Annotated in this window: 9 protein-coding genes and 4 tRNA genes; 11 read left to right on the forward strand and 2 right to left on the reverse strand. The window is 59.9% G+C overall.

All coding sequences use genetic code 11. The features are described from left to right. Positions 1-34: 34 nt before the first annotated feature. The 11 genes from IAI51_RS01765 to IAI51_RS01815 all read left to right on the forward strand — a co-directional run bounded on the left by IAI51_RS01765 (position 35) and on the right by IAI51_RS01815 (position 7797). A tRNA-Ala gene (locus tag IAI51_RS01765) sits at positions 35-110 on the forward strand. 79 nt (positions 111-189) lie between these two features. Beyond that, a tRNA-Glu gene (locus IAI51_RS01770) sits at positions 190-265 on the forward strand. Between the two features lie 53 nt (positions 266-318). Further along, a tRNA-Ala gene (locus IAI51_RS01775) sits at positions 319-394 on the forward strand. An 81-nt stretch (positions 395-475) separates the two neighbouring features. Further along, positions 476-551 (forward strand) — tRNA-Glu (locus IAI51_RS01780). A gap of 181 nt (positions 552-732) precedes the next feature. Beyond that, positions 733-1272: a TetR/AcrR family transcriptional regulator gene (locus IAI51_RS01785; RefSeq protein ID WP_187676922.1), complete on the forward strand. Its 540-nt coding sequence runs from the start codon at positions 733-735 to the stop codon at positions 1270-1272. Between the two features lie 30 nt (positions 1273-1302). Beyond that, positions 1303-2136: an alpha/beta fold hydrolase gene (locus IAI51_RS01790; RefSeq protein ID WP_187676923.1), complete on the forward strand. Its 834-nt coding sequence runs from the start codon at positions 1303-1305 to the stop codon at positions 2134-2136. 47 nt (positions 2137-2183) lie between these two features. Continuing rightward, positions 2184-2627 (forward strand): acyl-CoA thioesterase, encoded by a 444-nt coding sequence (locus tag IAI51_RS01795; protein ID WP_187676924.1) that lies wholly within the window; start codon positions 2184-2186, stop codon positions 2625-2627. Between the two features lie 82 nt (positions 2628-2709). Continuing rightward, positions 2710-3669: a tRNA dihydrouridine synthase gene (locus IAI51_RS01800; RefSeq protein ID WP_116031011.1), complete on the forward strand. Its 960-nt coding sequence runs from the start codon at positions 2710-2712 to the stop codon at positions 3667-3669. Between the two features lie 121 nt (positions 3670-3790). Then, positions 3791-4237: an Hsp20 family protein gene (locus tag IAI51_RS01805; protein ID WP_187676925.1), complete on the forward strand. Its 447-nt coding sequence runs from the start codon at positions 3791-3793 to the stop codon at positions 4235-4237. A 189-nt stretch (positions 4238-4426) separates the two neighbouring features. Then, a complete protein-coding gene (locus tag IAI51_RS01810) occupies positions 4427-5122 on the forward strand; it encodes a DUF1266 domain-containing protein (protein WP_187676926.1) in 696 nt (231 codons plus the stop codon). Next, positions 5119-7797 (forward strand): DUF805 domain-containing protein, encoded by a 2679-nt coding sequence (locus IAI51_RS01815; RefSeq protein WP_187676927.1) that lies wholly within the window; start codon positions 5119-5121, stop codon positions 7795-7797. Before IAI51_RS01810 ends, IAI51_RS01815 begins: the two co-directional genes overlap by 4 nt. On the opposite strand, the gene IAI51_RS01820 is transcribed toward IAI51_RS01815, so the two are convergent. Continuing rightward, positions 7794-9485, reverse strand: a complete 1692-nt coding sequence (locus tag IAI51_RS01820) for a molecular chaperone HscC (RefSeq protein WP_187676928.1) — start codon at positions 9483-9485, stop codon at positions 7794-7796. The genes IAI51_RS01815 and IAI51_RS01820 overlap by 4 nt on opposite strands. 86 nt (positions 9486-9571) lie before the next feature. Continuing rightward, positions 9572-12850 carry a PAS domain S-box protein gene (locus IAI51_RS01825; RefSeq protein ID WP_187676929.1) on the reverse strand — a complete coding sequence of 1093 codons (3279 nt, stop codon included), beginning with the start codon at positions 12848-12850 and terminating at the stop codon, positions 9572-9574. Positions 12851-12904: the final 54 nt, after the last annotated feature.

Below are 12904 nucleotides of genomic sequence, written 5' to 3' on the forward strand. Positions count from 1 at the left end.
TTCGCCCCGTCCTCAGCGATGACATCAACGATGAGGGGCTATAGCTCAGCTGGGAGAGCGCTTGCATGGCATGCAAGAGGTCGACGGTTCGATCCCGTCTAGCTCCACCAATTTACACTTCGATGCCTGGCCACACCGGCTTCGAAGCGATCAACACTCAGCGTTGATCAGTTGTATAGAAGGGTTTGCGTCCCCTTCGTCTAGTGGCCTAGGACACCGCCCTTTCACGGCGGTAACAGGGGTTCGAGTCCCCTAGGGGACGCCAGTTTTACAGAAGTGATGTTGAAAAATATCGCTCCGCCGCGAGGCGAAAAATCCGGGGCTTTAGCTCAGCTGGGAGAGCGCCTGCATGGCATGCAGGAGGTCAGCGGTTCGATCCCGCTAAGCTCCACCAATTTTACAATTTCAAGGTCTGGCCACACCGGCCTTGAATCGATCAGCTCTCAGCACTGATCAGTTGTATAGAAGGGTTTGTGTCCCCTTCGTCTAGTGGCCTAGGACACCGCCCTTTCACGGCGGTAACAGGGGTTCGAGTCCCCTAGGGGACGCCACGATTACCCGCTCTGCGGGATTTATAAGGGTCATTCAATTATTGAATGGCCCTTTTGTTTGTCTGGCGTTTGGCCAATTCTCCTTTTTCCTTACACTGTGCTTCAGACCAGCGGTCATATCCTCGACTTGCAGAATATTATTATGCGAATAATATTCTAGTCGTAATATTCGGAGGCAACGATGAACGATAAAAAAGCTCAAACCCGCGAACGCATCCTCAAGGCTGCCAGCGCCGCACTGATCCAGCGTGGCCCGGCAGACCCAAGCGTGGGCGAAGTGATGGGCGCGGCCGGCCTGACCGTCGGCGGTTTTTATGCGCACTTCGAAAGCAAGGACGCAATGATGCTTGAGGCGTTCAAGCAATTGCTCGGCCGCCGTCGCGACCTGATTGCCGACATGGATGCCGAACTGACCGGCGAAGAGCGCCGCGCACTGGTCGCAGCTTTTTACCTGTCGCGCAAACATCGCGATTCCAGCGAGTCAGCATGCCCAATTCCGGCCTCGATCGGCGAACTGGGGCGTTTGCCGGAGTCGTTCCGCATCGCGCTCAACGAACATCTGGAATTGATGCTTGCGCAGTTGGCGTCCAGCCCTGAGGACACCGACAAAGCCTTGGCCGACGTGGCCTTGATGGTGGGAGGTCTGGCACTCGCAAGAGCGCTCGGCCCTGGCGATTTATCTGATCGATTGCTGCGCGCGGCCAAGTCGGCGGTGCGTTGACCTGAAGGCAACACGCCTGAGGAGAGAGCGATGAACACGTTGAAGTGGGTTCGTGGCGTTAATGGCACCTTGGGCTGGATTGCACCGAAACGGGTAGCGAGCAAAATGCGCCTGGCGTTCATGACGCCGCGTGCGCTACCACTGCGGGATTGGGAGTTACCGTTGCTGGCCAATTCCGAACGGATCACGTTGCGCTTTGGTCTGTCAGCCCTGCGCTGGGGTCAAGGTCCGACCGTTTTGCTGATGCACGGCTGGGAAGGGCGGCCAACCCAATTCGCCGCGCTGATCACCGCGCTGGTCGAGGCCGGTTACACGGTCGTCGCACTCGATGGCCCGGCTCACGGCAGATCGCCGGGGCGCGAGGCCAATGTCGTATTGTTTGCCCGAGCGATGCTCGAAGCCGCCGCCGAGCTGCCGCCATTGCAAGCCGTGATTGGTCACTCCATGGGCGGCGCCAGTGCGATGCTGGCCGTGCAACTGGGCTTGCGCACCGAAACTCTCGTCAGCATTGCTGCTCCCGCGCGAATTCTCGGAGTGCTGCGCGGTTTCGCACGCTATGTCGGGATGCCACCCAGAGCACGTTCCGCGTTCATTCGTCAGGTCGAGCAGGATGTGGGCATGCGTGCCGCCACGCTGGACGTCGCCCACTACCAACTGGATATGCCTGGCCTGATCGTGCATGCCGAGGACGACAACTTCGTCTCGGTCAAAGAATCGCAACTGATCCACGAAGCCTGGTTCGACAGCCGACTACTGCGCCTGGAAGCCGGCGGCCATCAGCGTGTGCTGGCCGACCCTCGGGTGATTGATGGCGTGTTATCACTGTTGGCCGGTCGCAGCCTTCAGGCCCGGCAATCGGCGTAAGCATCCGTTACACTGCCCCGGTTGAATAATCTGACCGGGAGTGGGGCATGGGCTGGGATCGGGCAACGCCGTTTACCATTGATCTGCAAGTGGGCGCCGAGGACATCGACGGACTGGGCCACGCGAACAACGCGGTTTACGTCACCTGGCTCGAACGCTGCGCCTGGCGCCACTCGCAGCGACTGGGGCTGGATCTGGTCGAGTACCGGCGCCTGGATCGGGCGATGGCGGTGGTGCGTCACGAGATTGATTATCTGGCGGCGGCCTATGAAGGCGACGAGTTGCAGTTGGCGACGTGGATTGTCGATTGGGATCAGCGCCTGAAAATGACCCGGCATTTCCAGCTGATTCGCCCGAGCGACAACGCCACGCTGCTGCGCGCTCAAACCACGTTCGTGTGCATCGAACTGTCCACCGGCAAGCCCAAGCGCATGCCGGCCGAGTTCATCGAAGGCTACGGGCCGGCGATCCAGACGCCAGAGTCAGCGTAAATCACCCCCTACAGGTGGTCGTGGGTTTACCTCGCACAATCCAGTAAACTGCCGCACGTTTTTCCTTTAAGTAGTGTTTCCCATGCAAATTGCTCTGGCGCCCATGGAGGGGTTGGTCGACGACATCCTTCGCGACGTGCTGACCCGCGTTGGCGGCATCGACTGGTGCGTGACCGAATTCATTCGCGTCAACGATCAGTTGCTCACTCCGGCCTATTTCCACAAGTTCGGCCCGGAGCTGCTCAACGGTGCCCGCACGGCGTCCGGCGTGCCGCTGCGTGTTCAGCTGTTGGGTTCCGACCCGGTGTGCCTGGCGGAAAACGCTGCGCTGGCCTGTGAACTGGGTTCCGAAGTGATCGACCTCAACTTCGGTTGCCCGGCCAAAACCGTCAACAAGTCCCGTGGCGGTGCGGTGCTGCTCAAAGAGCCGGAACTGCTCAACCAGATCGTCGAGCACGTGCGTCGCGCCGTGCCGGCACACATTCCCGTAACCGCCAAGATGCGCCTGGGCTTCGACAGCCCGGACGGCTCGCTGGTCTGCGCCACCGCGTTGGCTGAGGGTGGGGCGGAGCACATCGTGGTCCATGCCCGGACCAAAATGGACGGCTACAAACCGCCGGCGCACTGGGAGTGGATTCCGCGCGTGCAGGACGTGGTCAAAGTGCCAGTGTTCGCCAACGGTGATATCTGGAGCGTCGAAGACTGGCGTCGTTGCCGCGAAATCAGCGGCGTGGAAGACATCATGCTCGGTCGCGGCCTGGTGTCGCGCCCGGATCTGGCCAAACAGATCGCCGCTGCACGGGCCGGCGAAGAAGTGGTCGAAATGACCTGGGCCGAGCTGATGCCGTTGATCCAGGACTTCTGGTTGCAGGCCAAGGCGCAGATGACTGCACGTCAATCCCCGGGTCGTTTGAAGCAATGGCTGGCCATGCTGACGCGCAATTATCCTGAAGCCACCGAGCTGTTTACCGTCCTGCGCCGTGAGACCGAACCGGATCATGTCTCGCGTTTGCTCGGTCTGCCGGTGGCTGAAGCCGCCTGAAAAAAATCTGCAAATAATCTCTTGAAATCAAATCAGCGGTCCCTATTTAAGGGGTACGCGATGCCGAATTCGGGTCGCGGAATCAAAAAACCTTGCTGATTGTTTTCAGGAGATTTGAACTATGAGTACTGCATTTTCCCTCGCGCCACTGTTCCGTTCCTCGGTGGGTTTCGACCGTTTCAACGACCTTTTCGAAACCGCTCTGCGCAACGAGCCAGGCAGCACCTATCCTCCCTACAACGTTGAAAAACACGGCGACGACCAATACCGCATCGTCGTAGCGGCAGCCGGCTTCCAGGAAGAAGACCTGGAGCTGCAAGTCGAGAAGGGTGTGCTGACCATCAGTGGCGGCAAACGTGATGCCAACGAAGGCGTGACCTTCCTGCATCAGGGCATTGCCCAGCGTGCCTTCAAGTTGTCCTTCCGCCTGGCCGATCACATCGAGATCAAGGCTGCCGGCTTGAGCAACGGTTTGTTGAGCATCGACCTGTTGCGGGTGATCCCGGAAGAAGCGAAAGCCAAACGCATCCCGATCAACGGGGAGCAAAAACCGGCTCTGCAGCACTGAGTCATAAGCAGCAACACACTCGTCTGAACAGGCGATGAGTCGCTGAACGAAGGCCCCGATACGTCGGGGCCTTTTTTGTGCGCGCAGTAAACGCGCTCACAATATTTGCCGCTCCTGCCACGGCTCTTTACAATCCGCGCCAACAAGGCCGGCACTCCCTCATTCCCGCTGGCTCCGGAGCCTTTCTTCATGGACGAAATGGAACAGCGCTGGCTCTATGCGCTTTCTGCGCCTTTGGTCGCCCTCAATCCCGATGCGGACTACGCCGCACCCACATACTGCTTTGACCTCAAGCATGTCGACGTCGAAGGCGGCTGGGGCATTACAACGCGTCCGCAATTGCTCGACATGCTGAGCACGGCCGACGATGGGCACGCGACCTATTTGAATGAAGCCTATCGACAGTGGGAGCGTTGCCTGCCGTCCGAATGGCAAGCCTTGCTCGGCTCGCTGGATACCCGTCAACGCGCCTTTTATGAGTTGGCCAGTCGCACGTTCGGCGAGTGCGGCTCGGGTGGTATTCGCGCCTGGGACATTGGCCGAATGGGCTTTCTGTTGCGCTCGGCGGTACTGCATGGCTGGATCGATCTCACCGAAAGTCTCTGGCTGCACGGTCGCATGGCGGCGCGTGCGCGGTACTACTACGACAGTTGGACGAGTTACCTGAATGGCTTCGTCCTCGGCAAAGCCTTCTGGCATTGTCTGGGGAATAAAGATGAGGAACTTGCCCATGAATACGATCGGCAAGGCGACTACATCGGCACTACGGTGGTCATCAGAAAGCTTGATCGCGATGCCCGCGAATTCTTTGCCCAATTGCCCTGGGATATGCCCCTGCATCTGCCTGAGCGGCCGGACTCACTAGGGGAGTTCGACTGGTCATGAGCTGCTGGATTCGCTTGGGTATCGAGCCCACCAAAGACAATGACGCCATTCGCGGTGCCTATCGTGCGCGTTTGCCGCAACACCACCCGGAAACCGATCCGGAAGGTTTTCAGGCCCTGCGCGAGGCCTATGAACTGGCACTGCGATTCGCCCGCGAGGAAGTATCTGAAGCGCACGTGCCGACCGACGATGAGGTGAGTCCTGCTGACCAGATGTTGGCGGACTTCGAAGCGCTACTGCTCGATTCGACGCGTCGATTCACTCCGACGGCCTGGCAGGCATTCAACCTTGAGCTTGATCGACTGCCGCTAGAGGTGCTGGACGAAGTCTGCTGGCCGCTGTTGCGCGCGTTGCTCGACGCCGGCCCGATTTCCCACGTCTGTGCGCGTTTGCTCGCGCAGCGCATGGGCTGGGCGAGTCGGATGCTCGATCTGGCTTTCGACAACGCCCGCACTGTCGATGAGTTTTTGAAGGCTATCGACGCGCCGGATCCGTTCGACACCTCGTTGATGAGCCATTGGCCAGCCACCGCGCAACTGGAGACCCTCTGGTACGTGCGCACGTTGAATCATCTTCACCGTAACGCATCGCTGGACGATTTCCGCTACTTCGCCAGCCTGCATACCTGCATTGCGCTGCCTGGGGATGACGCGATGTTACAACGTCTGGCAATACAGTTCAGTCAGGCCGGCATTGCCAGTAAAGACTTTCTCGACATCATCAGCGAGCAGCATCGGCTCGCGCCGCAGGATGTTGACTGGCTTTATCTGCTGGCATGTCAGCGCAGTGCGCTGGGCATGGAAGAGTTGGCGCTTCAGGCCTGGGTGCAACTCTGGCGAGAGCATCAACACCCAAAAGCCGCCACCTGGTTGCTGGATCTGTGCGCGCGCCATCAACCACAGCGCTTGCCATTGCTGATCCAGGCGTTTGATCGTCTGGAAAACTTCCGCGGCTGGTCCGCTGACCTCAGTGATTTCACCCAGGAATACGGCAGTCCATCGCAGCGCCCGGAAACGTTGGGGCGCTGGTTCCGCGCACGGCAGCTCGACTTGCAGGGCATCGCCGATGCCTTTGTTGAATGGCGCGTCAGCGGTGATGAATTACCCCTGCTGGCGTGGTTGATCATTGAAAGCGACGACCCGTCACTCCAAACCCTGTACCAACATGCCTGGGCCTTGCATCGTGGTGATGTGACCTTGTTGCAACGAATCATGGATGCGCCAGAGACTCCGGAGATTCTTGACCAGTTGGTGCTAGAGGGCTTCAAGTATCAAGCCGATCAGCAGATCTGCTGGCTGTCCCAGGCACCCATTCCGCGTGCGCTGCATGCGTTTCTGGCCAGCGATGCAGCGGCGCAACTGCCGCCGGAACTGCAAAATGGCGAGCCGCTAGAGCTCAGTCTGCTGTGGATGCGCCGCTTGCGAGCCTATGACGCGCGTTCGCTGGCGCGGCTGGACGAAGCATTCAGTCTGAACAAGCGCGATGTCGTGCTCGACGGCCTGAAACTGCAAGCACAGTTGGCGGAACAGGGCATGTTGCTCCCGGCCATCAATACCCATGGTGATGTATGGGAATGGCATCGTCAGGCGTTGTATTTGCTGGCGACTCTCGATGAGCCAGCACGTTGGCTAGGTGCTCAATCGGCGCACTGCGTTGATTCGATGAACGTTGCGCGTGAGCATCCATTGGCGCGTTTGCAGCCTCTGCTGTGCCGATTGAATCGCGAGCAGGGCAGCGCCAGTGGTCTGCTGGGCTGGCTGCAAGCGAAGGATCCAGTGCATGCCTTGCTCGCGCGTAAATTGTTCAGCGTCCAGGAAGCGCTCGACAGCACACGGCTGTTGAGCAATGACCGCTTGTACGAGTGCATGCGCAGCGAGATCAGCCGTTTCAATGAGGATTTGCTCGGTCGCATGTTGTTGGGTGGGGTGCTTTATCACGATCCGCTGCTGAATGCGCAGCAGCGCAAATACCTGCTTGAGAGCATCACCGAAGTCGTCAATCCTCAGGACTGGTTCGACGGATTCCGCCACAGTCTGATCAAAGGTGAACCCATACGCCCGCCGCGTGAGGTGCTGGAGGATGACGGCGTTGATTACACCGACTCGTTTTACCTGGCGCTGGATGTGCTCAAGGATCTGGCGCGTTACGGTAGCGCCGGGGTGCCGCGACAGAAAATTCTGATGCGCATGCAGCAGGCCAAGGACAACACGCACAATGGCCTCGGCTTACGCTTTGCCTTCAGTGCATTGCTGTCGTGGTCAGAGCGTTTGCTGTTGGCCAAGGCTGACACTCGGCCAACGCCTGCAACCGCGTTCTGGCGCCTTGGCACACGACTGGGGCGCGAGGCATTTATCGGTCAGGTGATCGGCATCGTGCTGCTTACGCCATTGCTGGCCTTGTTCAGTGGCTCGATGTTTTCCGCTTTCGTGGTGTTGGCAGCGGCGCTGGTGCTGATGCTCAGCGCCATTCTGAGGCGCCTGCATGATATGGGCCGAGGTGTTGCCAGCTTTCTGATTCTGGCCGGCCTGACCCCGGTCTTGCCATTTCTGCCGCTGGTGCTGTTCGGCTTTCCCGGCGAGAAGTTGCCCAACCGCTACGGTGTACCACCGGACAGTGATCGTGAGGACACGTTATCCGGTGGTTTGCAGGCCGCGTTGCGGCGACTCAACGGTTAGAGACGCAGCTCATCCAGCACTTTGTTGAGTTGTGAGCGATGGCTGGCGATTTCTTCTGATCGCTGGCCACTCAGCACCGTGGTGAAACTGTCCAGCCATTCAGCGATGCGCTGACGCTCCTCGCCAAGGCTTTGCATCCAGGCACGTTCCAGTCGCGCCAGCAGGGTTCGGTTGGGCAGAGCATCGCGAGGATGAATTTTCAGGCTGGACAAGCGTTCCTGGCTGGCCTGACGCGATTGCTCATCGAGCCCGGTCGGGCTGCGATCGATGCTATGGCTGTGGCGCTCGCCGGTTTCCAGCAACGTGACGTCGACTTCGAGCAAGCCATTGATGTCGTAACTGAAGCGCACGTCCAGCGCCTGGATGTGATCGCTGGGTGTCAGCGTGACATCGAAGGCATCGATGAAGATGTTGTCGCGCACCCACGGCCGTTCACCCTGATAGACCGCAATGCGGATGACGTCCTGCCTGGGCGAAGTGGTGTGGAAGCGCTCCACCCGTGACGTCGGAATGATGGTGTTGCGTTCGATAATGGGTGAGAACGCGCCTTTGACGTCATCGCCGCGCATGGTCGAAATCCCCAGCGTGTACGGACAGACATCGGTCAGGATCAACTCTTCAACCGCTCCATCCCGCGCCTTGCAGGCCGCTTGCGTGGCCGCGCCGAGCGCGACAATGGTGTCCGGATCAAGATGCCGATAGGGCAGGCGCCCGAACAGCGTGGCGACCATCTGCTGCACCGCCGGCATCCGCGTGGCACCCCCCACCAGCACCAGACTGTCGAGGTCACGCGGCTTGAGCCGGGCATCGCGCAGGGCTTGTTCGATGGGTGCGCGCAGGCGGCCGAGCAGTGGCTCCCAAATCTTCACGGCACCCGCTTCGTCCAGCGACCATTCGAATGTCTTGTCGGCATGCCGCCAGCTCAATGTCTGGATACCTTCGCCGAGTTTGCATTTGAGCTGCTCCAGCGCATCACCGAGGCTCGCCATGCCTTGCGCATCGATCATTGACGGGGTCAGTTGCCAGTCTTTCAGGCAGGCCTGCAACAGCGCAGCGGTGAAGTCTTCGCCACCGAGAAAGTTGTCACCGGTCGACGCATGCACCTCGATCAGTGGCAGCGCATATTCCAGCACCGTGACATCGAAGGTGCCGCCGCCCAGATCGAAAATCAGCGTGCGTTCGAATTTCTGCTCATGCAGCCCATAGGCCATGGCGGCGGCAGTCGGCTCGTTGATCAGGCGCGTGACGGACAGGCCGGCCAACTCCGCAGCAAACAGCGTGCGTTTGCGTTGTTCGTCGCTGAAATAAGCCGGCACGGAAATCACTGCTTCGGATACCGGATGGCCAAGAAAGGCTTCGGCGTCCTGCTTGAGTGAGCCAAGCACCAGCGCTGATAACTCCTCCGGTCTGAACTGGCGACTACCGAGTTCTATTTGTTTGTCGCTGCCCATGAACCGCTTGAACGCAGCGGCGGTGCGCTCCGGGTGCGTGGTCAGTCGGGCGCGGGCGGCTTTGCCGACCAGAATCGTGTCGTCTTCATCGAGACTGACCACCGATGGGGTCAGCACGTCGCCGAGGGCGTTGGGAATCAATCGGGCCTGGCCGTCCTGCCAGACGGCGATCAGACTGTTGGTGGTGCCAAGGTCAATGCCCAGCAGGGCCGGGCGGGGGAGGGTTGCATCCTGCATGATTGATCTCGAAACGGCGCAAAAAACGCGACCCTACAGGTTGCCGTCAGCACTGGCAATTGCCGGTCTGTTGCAACCTGCGCGCATCAGGGCAGCAGCTTTTTCAGACCCTCCAGCGGCAATGGCCGGCTGTGCAGATAGCCCTGATACAAGTGGCAGCCCAGACCTTGCAGGAATGCCAGTTGCTCAGGGGTTTCCACGCCTTCGGCAATCACTTCGAGTTCCAGGCTGCGGGCCATGGCAACGATGGCGCGGATGATCTCCGCGTCGTTCGGATCGGTGGTTGCGTCGCGAATGAACGACTGGTCGATTTTCAGCGTGTCCACCGGCAAACGCTTGAGGTAAGTCAGCGACGAATAGCCGGTGCCGAAATCGTCCATGGCGAAGCTCACGCCGAGTTTTTTCAGACGACGCATTTTACTGATGGTGTCTTCCAGGTTCTGAATGACGATGCCTTCGGTGATTTCCAGTTTCAGCAGCGAGCAAGGCAGGCCGTGGCTGGTCATGCTGTGTTCGATGCGCTCGACGAAGTCATTCTGACGGAACTGTCGTGGGCTGATGTTCACGCACAGGCTGAAATTCAGCGGATCGACCAGCTTCAGGGCGATTAGTTGTTTGAAGGCTTCGCAGGCTTCGTCGAGGATCCACGTGCCGACCTCCAGAATCAGGCCGCTGTCTTCCAGTACCTTGATGAACTCGGTCGGCGACTGCGCACCGAGTTCCGGATGATTCCAGCGCACCAAAGCTTCGGCGCCAATGATGCGGTTGTCGCGCGCGTCGATCTGCGGTTGAAAATGCACATTGAATTCGCCGCGAGACAGCGCCAGGCGCAAGTCGGTCTCCATGCGCAGCCGTTCGCTGGCCGCCTTCTGCATGGTGTTGTGGTACATCGTCGTGGTGTTGCGCCCGGAATCCTTGGCCCGGTACAAGGCGATGTCGGCGCGTTTGAGCAGATCAGTCGGGGTCGAGCCGTGGTCTGGAATCAACGCCACGCCGATGCTCGGCGTCACTTGCAGGCGCTGGCCATCGAGGAACATCGGTTCCGAGAGCAGTTCGCGAATGGTGTCGGCCAGATTGCGCACCTGCGCGCTGACTTCGTTGCGCGAGCCTTCCAGGCCGCTGAGCAACACCACGAATTCATCACCGCCCAGGCGCGCCACGGTATCTTCCATGCGCACGCTGGCTTCGAGCCGTGCGGTGATGATCTTCAGCACGGTGTCGCCGACCGGGTGGCCGAGGGAGTCGTTGATGTGCTTGAAGTGATCCAGATCGAGAAACAGCAGCGCACCGCGCAGGTTGTGGCGTTTGAGCAGGGCGATCTGCTGGCTCAGACGATCCATCAGCAGGGCGCGGTTGGGCAGGTTGGTTAGCGGGTCGTGGTAAGCCAGATGACGGATCTGTGCTTCGGCGTTTTTCAGCAGGCTGACGTCCCGGGCAGTCAGCAGCAGGCACGCCGTTTCGTTCAGTGTGATCGGTTCGACCGAGACCTCAACCGTGAGCATTTCCCCGCGTTTGTTGCGCCCGAGCATTTCCTGATGATGCACGCGGCCCTTGATCTGCAACTCGGCCAACAATGCCGAACGTTGTTTCTCCTCGGCCCAGATGCCCACCTGATACACGGTTTTACCGACCACTTCATCGGCGCGATAGCCGGTGAGGCGACAGAAACCATCGTTGACCTCCAGATAGCGCCCGGTGTCGCGCTCGGTGATGGTGATCGCGTCGGGGCTGGAGTGAAAAGCCTTGGCGAATTTCTCTTCGCTGGCCTTGAGTGCGGCTTCCGAGCGTTGCTGTTGGGTGATATCCCGCAGCGTGGTGACGATGCACGGTTGGTCGCCGACGCTGATCTGCCGGCTGGAAATCACGCAAGTCAGCGACTGTCCGTCCTTGTGCTGGACGATGATCGCGACATTGCTCAGGCCCTGTTCACGGATGACCCGTTCGATGCGTTGCAGGCTTTTTGCCGAGGCGTCCCACAGGCCGATATCTTCGGCGGTGCGACCGATCACGTCAGCAGCGCTCCAGCCGAATGTTTGGGTGAAGCTGGAATTGATTTCGATGAAATCGCCGCTGTCCTGGCGGGTAACGCAGATCGGGTCGGGGCTGACCTGGAACAGCGTGGCGAATTTTTCTTCCGACGCCACCAGCCGCTGCTCGCGCTCGACCTGATCGGTGATGTCCAGCAGTGTGCCGGCCATGCGCAGTGGCGCGCCGTTGTCGTCGCGATAGAGGCGCGCGCGGCTTTCCAGATAACGTGAGCTGCCATCCGGCAGTTGCACGCGATACGTCAGTTGATAGTTTCCTGCCGGGCCTTCGCGCAGGCTGCGATACGCATCGCGCATGCTGTCGCGTTCTTCGCCGGGCACGCCTTCGAAAAACTCGTCGAACGATTCATGAAACGGAATCGGTTCCAGGCCATGCAGTTGCGCAGCACGGGCCGAGCCGTAGAGCATGCCACTGGGAATGTGCCAGTCCCAGGTACCGAGCTGCGCCGAGTCCAGCGCCAGATCGAGGCGTTCCTGGCTGTCTTTAAGGGCGTGTTCGGCAACTTTGCGATCGGTGGTGTCGAGGAAGGTGCTGAGCAGATAGGGCTGGCCTTCGAGTTCGACCTTTTGCGCACTGAGGATGCCGTCGTGGACCTGGCCGTTACTGGCGCGAAATTGCACTTCCATGCTGATCAGTTCGCCCTTGGCCTTGGTTTTCTTGACAAGCTCGGCGCGTTGCTCGGGGTGAACCCACAGGCCCAATTCCAGGGTGGTGCGGCCAATGGCGCTCTGTACCGGCCAGCCGAAGAGGCTTTCGAAATACTGGTTGGCTTCGCTGATCAAGCCGTCTTCCTGGCGGGTCAGCAGAACCATGTTCGGGCACAGGTGAAACAACGTGGCGAAACGTTTCTCCGAGCTGCTCAGGGCCTGTTCGCGTTGGCGCTGGTGGGTGATTTCGCGAATCACCCCGATCATTCGGGGGCGGCCGTTTTTGTCCGGGAGCAAACTGCCGTTGATCTCCAGCCAGTGCAGGCTGCCGTCGGGCCAGCGGATGCGGTGGTGCATCGCCTGTTCCAGCGGTGCGCCGGCAATCACCGCGTGGAAGGCACGGACGGTTTTCGCCCGATCTTCCGGCGGCAGCAAATCGAGGTACTCGAGATCTTCCGGCAGCGGCTGGCGCGGATCGAAGCCGAACAATGCCTGGGTGCCCCGTGACCAACTGATCTGCCCACGCTCGATATCCCAATACCAGGCGCCGAGCCGCGCGCCGTTGAGCGCCGCGAGCAATTGCGGCGCGCTCTCCCAGCTCTGCTCGGAGTGTCGCGGGTCAATGGCTTGAATGCGCGGCATCGGCGGAATTCGGTCAACAGATTTCGGCATCGTTAACAGGCCTTGAGCGGGTGGTGGCGTTAGGCACAGAGACAGCAGCTCTAT

The organism is Pseudomonas sp. N40(2020) (assembly GCF_014472415.1).
Taxonomy (GTDB): domain Bacteria; phylum Pseudomonadota; class Gammaproteobacteria; order Pseudomonadales; family Pseudomonadaceae; genus Aquipseudomonas.

Coding starts and splice junctions, on each gene's coding strand:
- IAI51_RS01785 (WP_187676922.1), top strand. CDS start 733: ATGAACGATAAAAAAGCTCAAACCCGCGAACGCATCCTCAAGGCTGCC.
- IAI51_RS01790 (WP_187676923.1), top strand. CDS start 1,303: ATGAACACGTTGAAGTGGGTTCGTGGCGTTAATGGCACCTTGGGCTGG.
- IAI51_RS01795 (WP_187676924.1), top strand. CDS start 2,184: ATGGGCTGGGATCGGGCAACGCCGTTTACCATTGATCTGCAAGTGGGC.
- IAI51_RS01800 (WP_116031011.1), top strand. CDS start 2,710: ATGCAAATTGCTCTGGCGCCCATGGAGGGGTTGGTCGACGACATCCTT.
- IAI51_RS01805 (WP_187676925.1), top strand. CDS start 3,791: ATGAGTACTGCATTTTCCCTCGCGCCACTGTTCCGTTCCTCGGTGGGT.
- IAI51_RS01810 (WP_187676926.1), top strand. CDS start 4,427: ATGGACGAAATGGAACAGCGCTGGCTCTATGCGCTTTCTGCGCCTTTG.
- IAI51_RS01815 (WP_187676927.1), top strand. CDS start 5,119: ATGAGCTGCTGGATTCGCTTGGGTATCGAGCCCACCAAAGACAATGAC.
- IAI51_RS01820 (WP_187676928.1), bottom strand. CDS start 9,485: ATGCAGGATGCAACCCTCCCCCGCCCGGCCCTGCTGGGCATTGACCTT.
- IAI51_RS01825 (WP_187676929.1), bottom strand. CDS start 12,850: ATGCCGAAATCTGTTGACCGAATTCCGCCGATGCCGCGCATTCAAGCC.